11 protein-coding genes are annotated in these 15573 nt (G+C 43.3%); all 11 read left to right on the top strand.

What is annotated here, in order from left to right:
- The first annotated feature begins 2 nt into the window (after nucleotides 1–2).
- On the top strand, nucleotides 3–527 hold the full coding sequence (locus PAT3040_RS37875; protein WP_258234764.1) for a hypothetical protein: 525 nt from the start codon (nucleotides 3–5) through the stop codon (nucleotides 525–527).
- Nucleotides 528–762: 235 nt separating this feature from the next.
- Nucleotides 763–1116, top strand: a complete 354-nt coding sequence (locus PAT3040_RS00345) for a BlaI/MecI/CopY family transcriptional regulator (RefSeq protein WP_258234765.1) — start codon at nucleotides 763–765, stop codon at nucleotides 1114–1116.
- Between the two features lie 9 nt (nucleotides 1117–1125).
- The gene (locus tag PAT3040_RS00350) at nucleotides 1126–2790 is read left to right on the top strand and encodes a M56 family metallopeptidase (RefSeq protein WP_108991058.1); all 1665 of its coding nucleotides are present in this window, start codon (nucleotides 1126–1128) and stop codon (nucleotides 2788–2790) included.
- A gap of 463 nt (nucleotides 2791–3253) precedes the next feature.
- On the top strand, nucleotides 3254–5551 hold the full coding sequence (locus PAT3040_RS00355) for a helix-turn-helix domain-containing protein (RefSeq protein WP_108991059.1): 2298 nt from the start codon (nucleotides 3254–3256) through the stop codon (nucleotides 5549–5551).
- A 405-nt stretch (nucleotides 5552–5956) separates the two neighbouring features.
- The gene (locus tag PAT3040_RS00360) at nucleotides 5957–6862 is read left to right on the top strand and encodes an ABC transporter permease (protein ID WP_258234766.1); all 906 of its coding nucleotides are present in this window, start codon (nucleotides 5957–5959) and stop codon (nucleotides 6860–6862) included.
- 20 nt (nucleotides 6863–6882) lie between these two features.
- The gene (locus tag PAT3040_RS00365; RefSeq protein ID WP_108991061.1) at nucleotides 6883–7764 is read left to right on the top strand and encodes a carbohydrate ABC transporter permease; all 882 of its coding nucleotides are present in this window, start codon (nucleotides 6883–6885) and stop codon (nucleotides 7762–7764) included.
- Nucleotides 7765–7817: 53 nt separating this feature from the next.
- Nucleotides 7818–9398 (top strand): extracellular solute-binding protein, encoded by a 1581-nt coding sequence (locus tag PAT3040_RS00370; protein ID WP_108991062.1) that lies wholly within the window; start codon nucleotides 7818–7820, stop codon nucleotides 9396–9398.
- Nucleotides 9399–9527: 129 nt separating this feature from the next.
- Nucleotides 9528–11762 (top strand): RIFT barrel domain-containing protein, encoded by a 2235-nt coding sequence (locus PAT3040_RS00375; protein ID WP_108991063.1) that lies wholly within the window; start codon nucleotides 9528–9530, stop codon nucleotides 11760–11762.
- A gap of 18 nt (nucleotides 11763–11780) precedes the next feature.
- Nucleotides 11781–12599 (top strand): creatininase family protein, encoded by an 819-nt coding sequence (locus PAT3040_RS00380; protein ID WP_108991064.1) that lies wholly within the window; start codon nucleotides 11781–11783, stop codon nucleotides 12597–12599.
- A gap of 31 nt (nucleotides 12600–12630) precedes the next feature.
- Complete coding sequence (locus PAT3040_RS00385; protein WP_108991065.1) at nucleotides 12631–13830, top strand: MGH1-like glycoside hydrolase domain-containing protein; 1200 nt, start codon at nucleotides 12631–12633, stop codon at nucleotides 13828–13830.
- Complete coding sequence (locus PAT3040_RS00390; RefSeq protein ID WP_108991066.1) at nucleotides 13812–15332, top strand: sulfatase family protein; 1521 nt, start codon at nucleotides 13812–13814, stop codon at nucleotides 15330–15332. The genes PAT3040_RS00385 and PAT3040_RS00390 overlap by 19 nt, the downstream gene beginning before the upstream one ends.
- Nucleotides 15333–15573: the final 241 nt, after the last annotated feature.

The following is a 15573-nucleotide window of genomic DNA, read 5'->3' on the forward strand; positions in this document are numbered from 1 at the left end:
TCATCCAATTGCTTGGGCATCCGTACGAGCCCAAACAAGTCCAAGCCTTGCTGCAATCATTCGGTGTCAAGAGGATACCGGCACCGAACAGCTATTTCAACGACGATATAATCTGGTCGGCGAAAGCTTCGTTACGCATTGATGTCTATCGCGCGCCCAAAATAAATGATTTGACCGGGCTCCAATATGCAGCTGAAGATGGATGGATCATTGGCGCCATACATTTTCTTGCGCCGGGGGCGGATGATCGAATTAAAGCCCCGTTCCCCGGAAGCTTGCCCGGGGGGATGACGATGAGCTCAACGCCCGAGGAATCCATACACGAATATGGACCGCCTGCATTGGATGAGGAGTGTTGGCGCCCAGGCTATTCAGGCCGAATATTGGCATGGCGCAAGCCAAGCATAAATATTGTAATGGAATACGAGGATAATGAAGCCGCTAGAGAGTTGAGAAGCTACACGGCCTGTTTGATTGGCTGCATAGGCGCTTGGAGAAACGATAATCCGGAAGTTTATGCTCCCTGAGCGGAATCCTGCTGCCACAAGTATTCTTCATCATGAACCTGCCATAATACTCCAAGAGCCCGTCAGGAATTTCCTGACGGGCTCCAACTCGTTTACTTGTCCCCGCATTCGCAACGCCTGTCGTCGTTAAGAAAACTACAGGACTCTATCGACAAAACTATTCTACTACAGTAGAATGTTAATGTGTGATTCTACAGCAGTAGAATATATAGGAACGAGGTGTTTTCATTTGGTTATGAAGTTATTCGATAGCGAGCTTAATATTATGGAAATCTTGTGGACAGAAGGCGATACCCCCGCAAAGAGAATTGCAGAAATTGCAAAAGAAAAAGTAGGTTGGAGTAAAACAACAACGTATACCATCATCAAGAGATGCCTTGATAAAGGGGCGATCGAGCGGCATGAACCTAATTTCGTTTGCCATGCGGTTGTTACACGAGAGCAGGCTCAAGAACACGAAACAACGGAGCTGATAAATAAAATGTATGATGGCGCCCCCGACAGACTGATTGCTTCATTGTTGGGACAGAAACGACTGTCGACAGAAGAAATTAGCCGCTTGAAACGTCTTATTGATAGCATGGAATGAGGTGAGGGAATGTCGTTACTTCAAATAAGTATCTCGGCTTCCGTCTTTATTCTTGCAGTTATTTTCTTGCGTTCCTTGCTTATTCACAAGCTGCCCAAAATGACCTTTATGTTTCTTTGGGGTGTTGCATTAATTCAATTGCTTGTACCTGTTTCAGTTCAATCGCAATTTAGCATTTTTACGGCAGCGGAGCATATAAGCGGAATGTATACAGCGCCAAAAGTGATTTCCGCGCCAGAAAGTTCAACATTTATTAATGGAACTACGGTAATCATGCCACCAATTACAGAACATGTGACCGCGCCGATTATGCCATTGAAGACGGCTTCACAAATATCGCCTTTTGTATGGGTGTGGTTCGTTGGTTTTACGATGTGTGCTTTATTTTTTATTATTCCGCATTTAAGGTATCGCAAAATCTACAAAATGGCTGTGCCTATTAGAAACGATTTTATAAGAAAATGGCAGCTTTCAAATTTGTTATGGCGAGATGTTCAAATCAGGCAACTAGATTATATTTCAACTCCGCTTACATACGGTATTTTTCGGCCTGTTGTACTCTTGCCGAAAAATTTAGATTATGACGATGAGAAACAACTTGCGCTTATCCTGACCCACGAATTTACGCACATCAAGCGATTCGACACACTAAAGAAATGGATTCTTGCCACTAGCGTATGCATCCATTGGTTCAACCCTATTGTTTGGGTCATGTATATTCTTGCGAACCGTGATATCGAGCTATTCTGTGATGAAACAGTCATACGAAAATTTGGGGAAAACATGAAACCTAGTTATGCTAGGGCGCTTGTACGTTTGGAAGAAAAGAAAATCGGCTTGTCGCCGATGATTAGTAGCTTTTCCAAAAATTCAACCGAAGAAAGGATTATTTCGATCATGAAAATCAAGAGAATCACTATTACTACGACGCTGCTAGCTATTGGGCTTGCAGCCTGTGTTGTTGTCATCTTTGCGACCTCTGCATTGGACAAAACGGAATCTGCTACGGGTGTCGACGAACCTATAGCCTATAGTGAGCCCTCTCTCTATCAAGGTGCCATCACAACCCAAATAGTGCCCGCATTATCTCAAGGTGGCACCACTACGGATTTAATGCCGCACGATTTAACATTCAACAAGAAATATGATGTACCGAAGTTGATAGACAGCTTAATGGCTTCCAAGTATCGTGCAGTTTACATGGACAACGAAATATATCTTCGTGTCATGATGGATAACACTGTACAGATAAGCAAAGATAATGGTGCAGTTTGGAAAAAATACGACACAGATGAAGTCGATGCAAAAGAATTTGCAAAATGGCTGCTGATAAATGATCCGATTCCGGGCTATTCAATGAAAGAAGTTCAGACTCGCTTGGCAAACGGGGCAGAAGTAAAACATTTAGTGTTTGAAAATGTAAAGGAGATGTATTTCATAATCGACAGGAACGGCGTACAGATTGAACTTGTACAGCCTGAAAAAATATCTTCTGTGCTGATCGACGGTCAAAGAATGATGATTACTTCCGCTATATCAGCCCAGATGCTAAAATCATTTTATGACTTGTTAGTGTCGAACCATATACTTTCGGAAACTCTTGCAGAACAAGATTATTCGGAAAGAATTAACTATCTTGAAAAAAATCTCCCTAACTTTATCGTGACGAAATAAAGGGGGGACCGTTTGATACATTCGTTATAACTTATCCAACGGACTTTCCGTGTTTATATTTTTTGGAGCCCAAGCTTATTGCTTGGGCTTCTGTAATTTGCTAAGAAATTATTTTAGCTTTCTCTTTTTACTCGTGTCTTCTCTTATCAACAATTTCATGTGATACCGCCTTTCTTGGTTGGTTATGAGATGTTCCTGATATTGAAACCTGTGTTTCATTTATTATATAATAGGCAATGATGGAGGTATATTGTCACTTTTCATCACCCCGGCCCCCTTATTCGAGATGACTTGACAACCAACAAGGAGAGGGATACCATGGTGGAACATCCCCTTTTACTGGAAATTACGGGTTTTAACCTCCACTATCCTGCAAACGTGTTATTAAAGTTCCGTTCATTGCTTTCAGGGCAACAACTCGGTTGGAATTCGCTTTTGATCTTATCCAGTTGGGGGCATTGATATGAAAATCAGTTGGCTGCGCATTCGTTTTCCAAATACAAGCAGCGTTTTTTTTAAGCTCTTATGCTCATTTATTATTTTGATCTTGTTTCCGATCCTTATCTTTGGAGGTCTGGCATATTTTTTTTTCTCGAATGCACTTCAAGAGGAAGTGAGAAAAAACAACGATATTCTGCTGAAACATGTCTTTGTTAATATTGAGCAAAAAATGGAGGAAATAAGGAAAACTGTATATCAACTTTCACTGACCGCGGATGTCGATCCCGGCAATTCATCGAAACTGCTTGATGTTTCTAAATCATTAAATCGAATCAAAGGTACTCAATCTTTTATTGACGATGTATACGTATACTATAAGGATACGAATTGGATTATCACGGAGTCAGGTTTATTTTATTCGGATTATTTCTTCGAATACATATATAAACCCGAAAGTAATGATCGAGAGCAACTAATACAGAAGTTGCATGATAGAAATCTCTATCGAGATCTCGGCACCTTCAAGTTGACGGATGATTCGGGCGACCGCTATATTGTTATATTATCGTCGTTCCCCCTTTACAACATAGAGACTAGGGGGACAATTGTCGTTTTAATTAATGAGGATAAATTTATTTCCATGATGAATTCCGTTAATTCACCGGACGCTCAAACTGGATTTTATATTTTAGACGATCAGTCGCAAACAATCATTGAATCGTATACAAACCAAATAAATGAACGATTCTCTGATCGGGAGAGACAAGAATTATTGAATGAGACGGTGTATGGAAGCGCTACCAATAACATTCAATACAAGAAGTACTTCGTTTCCCAATTCGATTCCAATGTGATGGATTGGAAGTATGTCATGTTTTCATCGGTGGAACATATTTTTAAGTCGGTTACTTTTATACAAAATTGGATGGTTATTACGAGTTTGTTTCTATTTAGTTTGGGGGTAATGCTGTCCGTATTTCTAACGAAAAATTTATACAAGCCCATTGGGGAAATCGTGAGGTCATTCCAATTCGATAAGTCCTCGGCGGATTGGAAAAATGAAAAAAAAATAAGTGAATTGGAGCTGATCTCCAACCACATCCTTTACATTACAGAGCGGAATCAACATTTGATTCAAAGCGAAACGGAACATATTTCTCTGTTGAAAGATTATTATGCAAAAACGATGATCTTGGGAATTTCGGAGGAGCACATGAAGGTCGGACCGGTTTCTGCCGCAGGATTTAAGTATCCATTCTTTTCGGTTATCGCGGCAAAGATCGAGATGGACGATACTTTAAGCACTACCTTCCAACAAATGAATATCAATAGCCGTATTATTGAAGTGTTTAATCAAATTTTGAACAATGAGGAGAATATTTTGTCCATAGTAACGAATATCGGAAGAAATCAAATATCAATTCTTGCGAATTATGAAACAGAAGAGATGCTTGCTCTTAAAATGCATACAGCAATGGAGGAAATCTCCGAATTGCCTGAAAACTTCCGCTGTTCAATCGTATTAGGAATTGGTAGACCGTGTGATGATTTGATGACCGTGAATCGATCTTACGAAGAAGCGCTGGAAGCTTTAAATTACCGTGAAATGGACAAAACGATACAGCTTATCTCGCATAAAGACATTAACTTCGTACAGAAGTATTTGGATTATCCTATCGAATTGGAGCAGCAAATCATTGGAAACGTTCTTTCCGGCGATTATGTCAAGCTCGAGCAGGTATTGAATGAAATCATTGACAGGAATAGGCATGCCATTAATACGTATTTAATATTAAACGATCTTTACAATACACTTATGGCTACGGCAAACAAAATCATCCAAAGGAGCAGCGCGAATAACGAAGAAGAAGTGTTTGACGAAGCTGTCATCAGTATTTATAAAAACAAAGAAATTGAAGGCTTGGAAAGTATGAAGGACTTAGTATTCGGCATTTACCGGTATATGATCGACACGTTGTACGGAAAAAAGGAAAGCAAAAACGACGATTTAAAGAACCAGATGATTCAATATATCGGTTCTCATTATGACAGCGATATATCATTGGCCAAACTTGCCGAGCATTTTGAAATGAATCCCAAATATTTGAGTCGCTTTTTTAAAGATCAGACCGGAATTAATTTTGTCCAATATGTTAATCGGCTACGTATTGAACATGCCAAAGAGTTGCTGATTAACGATAAAAATCTCCATATCGACGAGGTTGGAGAAAAAGTCGGTTATTTGAACAAAAACACTTTTATTACTACCTTCAAAAAACAGGAAGGGATGACACCTGGGAAATTCAGGGGACTATCATGAAACAGCCCCGCTTTGCTGGGCTGTTTTTGGTGCGCTTGGCAGCGCAACGACTAACGGGTGAAAGTATGAAAGCCGGACACATGTGGAGGTACCGCATGCGATGACCCGCACGTCCTGGTTCTGGGAGAGGCCCATGCAATTGCGCATGGGCCTACTTCATTTTAATGGGGCTTATTGCCACTCCATTGTAGAAGAATAATGCTTCGGGAAAAACAAGACCGACTCAAGAATAAGACCGCTTACTCAAAATGTAGAATTTGAATTCCTGTTTGAAATTGAATGCTTGAATAAAAATGAAACCGCTTTTATGATCGGGTTAACAAAAAGAAACAAATCCAACACGATGCGAAGATGTGTAATGGAAGTCATGTTACTGTGAGATTTGGAAGAGGAAGAGGCGATGTTTTGAAACAAACCTTACGTTTAATCAAAAGAGACAAATTGCTTTTACTCATGCTGCTACCCGGAATTATTTATTTTCTAGTTTTCAAGTATGCGCCAATGTACGGAGTACTTATTGCTTTTCAAAGATACAATCTGTACGAAGGGATTTTTAACAGCGAGTGGGTATGGTTCAAGTATTTTATTGAGTTTTTTGAAGGGCCAGATGTATGGCGCCTGATCCGAAACACGCTTCTCATTAATGTGTATCAGCTTCTATTTGCCTTCCCCGCGCCGATTATTTTAGCGCTTGCATTTAATGAATTAAGAAATGTCTGGTTTAAAAAGGTTAGTCAGACGATCAGTTTTTTGCCTCATTTTATTTCTACTGTCGTTATTGCAGGGCTTGTAGTCAATTTTCTATCGCCATCCTCTGGATTGGCTAACAAATTTTTGGGTCTTTTCGATATCAGTCCGATTTCGTTTCTGTTAATTCCGGATTATTTCAGAACAATATTCATCACCATGGGGATATGGAAATCGGTCGGGTGGGGGACGATCATTTATTTGGCGGCAATCGCAGGAATTAACTCTGATCTATATGAAGCAGCTTCCATAGATGGAGCCAGCAAGCTTAAGAAAGTTTGGCATGTAACGCTTCCGGGAATTTTACCTGTCATCATTATCTTACTTATTTTGCAACTTGGCGATATCCTGAGCGTCGGTGCGGAATCCATTATTTTGTTATACAATCCCGTCACCTATGAGACGGCCGATGTGTTGTCTACCTATGTTTACCGCAGAGGTTTGATTTCCGGTGAGTTTAGCTTCGCGGCAGCAGTCGACTTGTTTAATTCCGTTGTAGGCCTAATATTAGTGTTTACGGCAAACAAAATCAGCAAAAAGGCAACGAAAACCAGTATATGGTAAACCGAGCGGAGGGAAATCCAATGAAAATCGTTGATAGCTGGGAAGATCGAATATTTATCAATGTTTCCCGGATCCTCGTCATCTTCGTCGTGATCTTTACCTTGTATCCATTTATATACGTCTTATCGTCCTCGTTAAGCGATCCTACAGCAGTTATGAAGAATCAAATCTTTTTATGGCCGATCGGCTTCAGTTTAGAGGCTTATAAAACCATATTGGGTTATGGAGAATTAAGAATGGGATATGTGAACACAGTCTTCTACACCGTTACGGGCACGGCAATCAACATGCTGCTCACTTCCTTGATGGCTTACCCGCTCTCCAGGAGGAATCTTGTATTCCGCAAGTCATTTATGATTATGATTACGTTCACGCTTGTGTTTTCCGGTGGATTGATACCCACTTTCTTGATCGTGAAGTCCCTTGGCATGTTGAATACTTATTGGGCGCTTTTAATTCCTGGTGCAATCAGTACGTGGAACGTCATTCTGATGAAGACATTTTTCGAGAATTTGCCCAAGGAATTGGAAGAAGCGGCCACGATTGATGGAGCGTCTGCGATGAGCATATTGTTTCGTATTATACTGCCTTTATCGAAACCAGCTTTCGTAACGATTTCCCTGTTTTATGCAGTCGGTCATTGGAACAGTTACTTTCCAGCGATGATCTATTTACAAAGCGAGAGTCTGTATCCTGTGCAATTATTTTTACGAAAGATCGTATTGCTTGGTCAAACGGCCGATATCACGGGGGGATCGGATATGGGCACGGAGACCATATTGATGGCGGAATCGCTCAAATATGCCACCATCATCATTGTCGCTTTACCCATTATTCTTGTGTACCCGTTCATCCAGAAGTATTTTGCCAAAGGCGCAATGATCGGATCGCTGAAAGGGTGAAAAAGCGCAAGCTTTTTACCATATATACCAATGTTATAGGAGGGGTTCGGAAGATGAAGGGATTTAAGAAAGGTTTGTGGCTGATGGCGCTCTGCTCGGCTGTGGTAATCGGCACTGCGGGTTGTAGCAGCTCAACTTCAGAACAAGGTACGCAATCAAGTCCAAGCGCAGCACCATCTGTTACAGAAACGGCAAGCGCAGCACCTACAGCAATATTTCCATTGAAAGAAAAGGCTTCGTTCGAAATTTTCAATTCCGCTCATGATACGAAACCGCAATCTGGAAATGAACCCATTTTTGCGGAAATCGAAAAAAGAACGAATGTACAGCTGAAGTTGATCAATATACCCAATGCAAGCTATGAAGACAAGTATAAGGTGACACTGGTTTCCGGAGAATTGCCGGATGTCATGGAATCGAACTTAGCTTTGGCGAAAAGGTACGGTATGGATGGAGCCTTTATGGCGTTGGATGATTTATTAAATGAGTTCGGACCCAATATTTTGCAGGCGATTAAGGATGAGGGGGTGGAAGCTTCACTGAGGGCTTCCGACGGAAAAATTTATGGGATACCGTTTTTCACTATGCCGGGAGTCACCGCTTCCGTCCCACAATTCAGGCAGGATTGGCTGGATCAGGTCCAATTGAAAGCTCCTTCAACCCCGGATGAGTTCTATCAAGTTCTTAAAGCGTTCAAAGATGCGAAATTGGGTGGCGAAGAAACGATCCCGTTCGCTCCTCAAGGATATAATAACTTTCCGATTTTCAGAGCGTTCGGGGCCGATCATCGCATGTATTTGAACAGCGAAGGAGTGTTTCAATTCGGTCCTTCTCTCCCCGGGATGAAAGACGCACTGACGTTTTTAAACAAGCTTTTCACAGAAAAATTAATTGATCCCGAGTTTGCGATCATCTCGAAGCAGCAATGGGAAGCGAAAGTAAGCAATGGCACTGTGGGGTCCATCTATTTTAACCCGTCGCGCACCGACTTCTTTACGGATATACTCAAAAAGGAAAATCCGCAAGCCAAGATGGTAGGCAGTGGAGCGATCAAGAATAAAAACGGAATTGGCGAGCTGCTGCCCGATTATAGTCTAAAAGGCGTCATGGCGATTTCGTCCAAGTCCAAAAACGCGGAATTGATCGTGAAATTCTATAATTACTTGTACAGCCCTGAAGGCAAGCTACTGACGCAATATGGGATTGAAGGCACAAGCTATACTATGAAAGATGGAAAACCGCAATATACGGAAGAGTTCAAAAAGGATATGATCAATAATCCTGTGAAACTTGGCATAAGCACATCCAAATACTTCTTTAGCCCTCCAATGCCGAGTTTGTTCCAGGATCGCAATCAAGGCATGTTGGTGGCTGATGCCGTAGAAACGTCAAAACCTGATTGGACCAAGCAGGAGCCGCAGCTGAGCTTTACTCAAGAGGAGCAGGATATTGTATCCAAAAGCATGCAGCCGATTATGGATACAACGAGCGAATACATGATCAATTTCATCATGGGTCAAGAACCGATATCTAATTTCGATAAATTCGTCGGCGAATTAAATAAACGCGGCTTGGAAGATTTGGTCAAGACGTATAATGCGGCGTATCAACGCGCTTTGAAAGCTTCCCAATAATTTTTGAAGTCAATAGAACATTCTAAATAGGAAGGCAACTGCTGCCTTCCTATTTAGCGGTATTTTTACTGCTCATCGCGCTAAGTCGTATCGTTTCTTCCGAGGATTTATAGAGAAGGAGAGTTCTATATGATATCGCTGTATTTTGAGAAGATTTCCATGCATCCAAGGTACGAAGAACCAAGTATGATTGCGGTGCCTTTCGCAAAAGGGGTATTAACAGATTCAACAACCGTATCTGTTCTTGACGGCCATGTAGCGGTTCCTACGCAAACGAGGGTGACCGCCAAATGGCCTGATGGTTCCGTTAAATGGCTGTTGTTGCATTTTCTAGCCGATCTTCCGGCTAATCTAGGCAAACGGTTCACCATATCGACTGACCGTGTTACAGTAACGCCTGCGGAATCGGTCATGGTCGAGTCGAACAATGGCATGCTTGTGATCCGTACAGGAGCGATCGAAGCGGAATTGACGGCGCCGGGAGGAATAGGGTTATTTCAATCAGTGAAGCAAAACGGAGGTATCCCCACCCATGATGTGGTTGGGCCTGCCATAAAAGATGCCTCCAATCATGAATATGATTGTGAAATATCTGCAGATGGCTGGCGCATCATCGAAACGGGCCCTGTTCGATGTGTTGTTGAAGCAAAAGGCAAGCACCGATGTCGTGAAAATGAAAAAAAATGGTTTGATTTTGTTGCCCGAGTCTATGCGTTTTCCGGAAAATCGTGGTTGATGGTTGATTATCAGATCATAAATAAGGAGCCCGAGAGAGAGCAAGTGATTCATGCTTCCGAGCTATATGTTCGTTCCGCTCAGCATATTCTGACTTCCGCTCAACCTCGATTGGGGATTAGCCGCACCGAGGTCGATCGCAGAATGATGAGTGGGGCTACGGGAGATCGGTTGTCTTGTACGTTTACAGCTGAGCTTCTTGAAAAAGAATTTATCGAGGACCAACCGGAAACGTTTGCGGGGACATTCTGGGCCGATCTGTCTGAACCTGAGCAGGGCGGAATTAGTGTAACCTTGTTTCAGGCCAAACAAAATTTCCCAAAATCGTTGGAGGTTAATGGGGAAGAAATAACCGTCGGTATCATTCCCACGGGGCATCCAATTACAATGCTTCAGGGTATGGCCAAAACTCACCGATTGTTTCTGCATGTACATGGTGGGAAAGAAACGCTGGAAGAGGTTAACTTGCGCAGTCTTCAATTTCAGCTTGCGGATCATCCCGTTCTTGAAGCCGCTGCATTTGAGCGTGCCGGCATTATCGAATCGATTCCGGACGATCAAACCTTTGATTGGGTGGAGCGCGGATTTTATCGAATGGCGGACGGCCGTTCGAAAACGTATGGCATGTTGTATTGGGGCGATGCTCCCGATAAAAACTATACATTTCAAGGCAGAGGCGGCGGAGATTGGGTTTGGGTAAATAACGAGTATGATCTCCCGCATGCGATGATGCATTTGTATGCGAGAACTGGGAAAAGAAGATTTTATGACTATTTGCTTAGAGCAGTGGAGCACTGGAAGGATGTGGATATACTCCACTATAGCTCCAATCCTATGCGCCATCAAGGCCAAGTGATGCATTCAGCCAATCATGTAACGGGAGAAGTAAAAGTATGCCATGAGTGGGTAGAAGGTTTGCTTGATTATTACCACTTAACGGGAGAAGAATCTGCTCTGGAGGCGGCAATAGGTATCGGAGAAAATATCATGAGGCTGCTGAGTACTCCCCGTTACCAAGGTGAGGGAGGAATTTCTGCAAGAGAAAGTGGTTGGGCTCTACGTAGTTTGGGAGCTTTGTATAACGAGACCTACGACGATAAATGGCTGCAATCTGCCGATCATATCGTCGATCACTTCGAAGAATGGAAAAATAAGTATGGCGCATGGCTGGCTCCGGCTGCCGGTCATGTGGTTTATCGTTCTGGCTTCATGATCTGCATCGCGGTCAACAGTCTAATGCGTTATTATCGAATCCGCCCTGAGGTACGGATTAAGCAGATGATCATAGATGCAATGGAGGATTATGTGGAGCATTGTTATGTAAAGGCTACGGGCTTGTTCTACTATAAAGAGCTGCCGAGTACCCAACATTTACACACTAATCCGATCTGTCTGGAGTCTCTTTCGTATGCCTTTGAGTTTACTGGCGACAAGAAGTTTTTGGAGGTTGGTCGAGTTACGTTTAAAGAAGCCATACAAACAGTTGGCCCAGGAGACAAAGAGAGAAGAGAAATATCCGGTAATGCCCTTATTTTTTGGGGTGATAGTCCCAAGAAGTTTGCTCAATATTATTACCCGATTTTTTATTATTATCACACGATCGTAAAGGCAGGAATCAGTCTAAATTGAAGAGGAGTGAGTCTACTTTTGAACGATGAAGTCCGATATCACATGCTGCGCCCCGATCAAATTGTTGCCCGGAGGAAAGTGTGTCCGGTTGTGTATATTCCGATTGGCACACTGGAATGGCACGGGTTACATAATGCAGTCGGCGCCGATTCGTTGCAGGCGGAAGGCATTGCCATTCGCTGTGCCCGGCAAGGCGGTGGGCTCGTTTTTCCCCCATTGTACTATGGCGAGAGCCGGGTGGAATGTTTAATGGAAGCGAGTGCGCAGGATCGACATCTGATTGCTGAGAAAATGGAGCTTTCGCCTGACAATTTTCTTCCGGAGCGCATGCCTTTTTCCGCAACTGAGCAAGTGCTTAACTATGAGAAGCTTCTGCTTCACATTCTTGCCGAAGCGGAGTCGCTCGGCTTTCAAGTTGGCGTATTGGTAGCGGGTCATTACCCATTGATCGACCATGCAAGGTCGGCGGCACTACTATTCAATAAACGAAAGTACAGTCGAAGTGTCGGCATGTTGGCTTGGGCGTTCGTCGATCATATACTGATAGCCGATCAATACGAGGTTGCCGGCGATCATGCGGGAGGTTGGGAAACATCGCATATGATGGCTCTGCATCCCGAAACGGTCCGACTGGATTTGCTTCTGCCGCGAGGAGAACCGCTGATCGGCGTCGGCGGCAAGTTGGATGCTAGAGATTCAAGCGCGGAATTTGGCAATGAAATCATCGATGCCGCTGTCGAAATCGCAGTCAAGGAAACGCTGCACCGGCTGAAGAATCGTAGTGAGTATCACGGTCACGGACGCTCATTGCAAGAAGGACTGTGGAAACAGTCCTAACCCAATCAGTGATTAATAAGGAGATACTTTCATGCCAAGTTTAATAGAGCAAGCCTATGAAAAGGGTAAGCCCGGTTGGAAATCGATGCTGGAATATACGGTAGAGCTTCATAAAAAGTGCACTCGCGAACCGGCGCCTCCCTTTCAATATGCTTGGGAAGAAATTGGAACAGGATATTGCTATGGCCCGGCATACGGTCACATTGATCTCACGCATGCAGCCTTAGACACGCTCCGTTATGAGCCGATTCATGCCAAAAATCAAATCTTAAATTACTTGAGCCTGCAGACTGCCGACGGATTGATCCCCGGCTGCATTTGGTTTAAGGAGGGCGAGGTGAAATGGAGCACGGTGAAAGGGCATCCTCCGTTTTGGCCGGTGGCCGTTCAGGATTTTTATGACTTGTATGGTGATGTTGATTTTTTGAAAACAGCCTACAAAGCTCTGCTTCGTCAAATCGGTTGGTTTGAAACAAAACGAAAGGCCGAATACGAAGGCTATTATTATATCGACCTATGGAAAAAAGTTTGGGAAAGCGGAGTCGATGACGGAATTCGTTATGTCAATGCCACTCCGGGTCCTTATGCGTGTGTCGATGCGACTGCCCATGTTTATCAAATGCATGTATACGCTGCACAATGGGCGGGGCTTCTTGACATGCCGGTCGAATCCGAGAAATGGCAAACGAGAGCCAAGCAGCTTGCGGAATTTATGCGCGTCGCCTTGTTCGATGAGGAAACCGCACTATTCCACGATATTTGGTCGGTCAATAATACTCGAAACCGGCATCTTACTTTTGAGGGCATGTGGCCGATGATTGTAGGTGCGGCAACTATGGAGCAAGCGAATCGCGTAATCGATGAAAATGTATTGAATCCGAAGCGTTTTTTCACCAATCATCCAATTCCGACTATCGCTCTGGAGGATCCGGCATTTGAACTGCGTATGTGGCGGGGGCCTTCCTGGAACTGTATCACCTATTGGGTAGCCCGGGGTTGTACCTTGTATGGAAGAAACGATGCGGCCAAAATAATTCTGGAACGCGCATTGGACAGTACAGCTGAACAATTTATAAAAACGGGAACGTTATGGGAGTTTTATCATCCTCATGGAGGACAACAGACGGAGCTTCAAAGAAAGCCTTATACCGAGTTCAACCAGCCATGCAGGGAATATATGGGTCATAATCCTCTAATCGCAATGACCGATTTATGGGCTTCCTTAAACTAAAAATGGGAGGGGGACAATCTATGAAGAACCAATCCCGTCCAAACGTTTTAATATTTATGCCAGACCAAATGCAGGCTCAGGTCACATTTCCCGGTCATCCTTGCAAAACCCCGAACATAGATAAAATCGGCAAATCGGGTGTTAACTTTCAGTTCGCATACCCGCCTATGGCGCATTGCTGTCCGGCAAGAGCTTCGTTGATGACTGGTCTTTATCCTTCACAGCATGGAGTATTCAATAACGTTTCAAATGATCAAGCGATCCGTATTCAGCTAAACCCGGGAATCGAAACATTTTCGGAGAGTTTGGCGGACAGCGGTTATCAAATGTATTACGCAGGGAAATGGCATGTTTCGGCTGTAGAAACTCCGCAATCCAGAGGTTGGACGGAATTGTATTTGAAGGAACAGGAAATCGATAATGGGAAACGAAGGCGTTCATACCAGGAAATGATATGCGAAAGCGGTACAAGAAGTCGCAAACGCGGAGAAATCTTACGTCCTGGCTGGGGAAGCAATATCCTTTATGGTACATCGGAGAAAACCTACACGGAGTTAGACGACTACGAATGCGTCCATCAAGCCATTTCGCAATTGGACCGACTGAAAGACAGTGAAGATCCCTGGTGTATGTATATAGGACCGAACGGTCCGCATGATCCATTTGTTATTCCAGAAAAATACGGCTCTATGTATGATCCTGATCTGATACAATTGCCGCCTAATTATCATGATGATCTGCAGGATAAACCCCGAATCTATCAACGCATGAGAAAAGTGTTCAGCCAGTTTAGCGAAGCGGAGGTTAAGGAATCCATAGCGCATTATTGGGGGTACTGCACGCTGATTGACGATTTATTTGGTGAAGTTCTTGATGCATTGGATCGGAACGGACAGATGGATCATACATGGATTGTCTTCGTTTCCGATCATGGAGAACATGCCGGGGCACACGGTTTATACTGCAAAGGTATCAGTATGTTCGATGAAGGGTATCGCGTTCCTCTCATTATAAGTTCTCCCAAGCTTGTTATGAATCCGGGAAGAATAGTTGAACAATTTGTTACACTTATGGATATTTCACCTACATTAATCGAACTCACCGGAGCAGAACCGTTGAGCAAAACATGCGGGCACAGCCTGATTCCGTTCCTCTCAGGTAAAACTCCGGATAACTGGCGGGACAGCATATACGCCCAATGCAACGGGACCGAATTATACTATACCAGCCGGATGGTCAAGACGAAGAAGTATAAATTCGTCTATAATCCAACCGACTTCGACGAGTTATACGACCTGGAATCAGATCCGCTTGAAATGCACAATATTGCGAGCTTTCCGGATTCGAAAGACGTTCTGAAGGAAATGTACAGCAAAATGTGGGAGCATGCTTTTCAATCGGAGGATACGAATTTCGTGAAATACTATCCCGTTATTACAGGTGAGTATGGTCCAGCTATAGTCAACTCAAAGGAAAGTAGGATGAAACATAAGCAAATGTAGAATTTGCGTACCAAGGTGAAAAAGTAAGAACACCTGTAATGGATATGACTTACGGACTTGTAGAATATCATTGCCATTTGGAAATTGAGCACTTGATAAGTTGTGAACGCTTGCATATGCTTTTCTTAACTCGATGGGGCCAACACAATTGCGAAATAATATCTGTAATTCATTATGAAGAAAGAGGGGAGGTTCGTACTTACCGAGGGCATTTAGCAAATAATAAAAGGAGGTTTACAAT

It is taken from the genome of Paenibacillus agaridevorans, assembly GCF_003112455.1.
In the GTDB taxonomy this organism is placed as follows: Bacteria; Bacillota; Bacilli; order Paenibacillales; family Paenibacillaceae; genus Pristimantibacillus; species Pristimantibacillus agaridevorans.

Bases quoted from the DNA above. Each gene is read 5' to 3' on its own strand.
- PAT3040_RS00370 (WP_108991062.1), top strand. From the start codon at position 7,818: ATGAAGGGATTTAAGAAAGGTTTGTGGCTGATGGCGCTCTGCTCGGCT.
- PAT3040_RS00385 (WP_108991065.1), top strand. From the start codon at position 12,631: ATGCCAAGTTTAATAGAGCAAGCCTATGAAAAGGGTAAGCCCGGTTGG.
- PAT3040_RS00365 (WP_108991061.1), top strand. From the start codon at position 6,883: ATGAAAATCGTTGATAGCTGGGAAGATCGAATATTTATCAATGTTTCC.
- PAT3040_RS00355 (WP_108991059.1), top strand. From the start codon at position 3,254: ATGAAAATCAGTTGGCTGCGCATTCGTTTTCCAAATACAAGCAGCGTT.
- PAT3040_RS00345 (WP_258234765.1), top strand. From the start codon at position 763: ATGAAGTTATTCGATAGCGAGCTTAATATTATGGAAATCTTGTGGACA.
- PAT3040_RS00390 (WP_108991066.1), top strand. From the start codon at position 13,812: ATGGGCTTCCTTAAACTAAAAATGGGAGGGGGACAATCTATGAAGAAC.
- PAT3040_RS00350 (WP_108991058.1), top strand. From the start codon at position 1,126: ATGTCGTTACTTCAAATAAGTATCTCGGCTTCCGTCTTTATTCTTGCA.
- PAT3040_RS00375 (WP_108991063.1), top strand. From the start codon at position 9,528: ATGATATCGCTGTATTTTGAGAAGATTTCCATGCATCCAAGGTACGAA.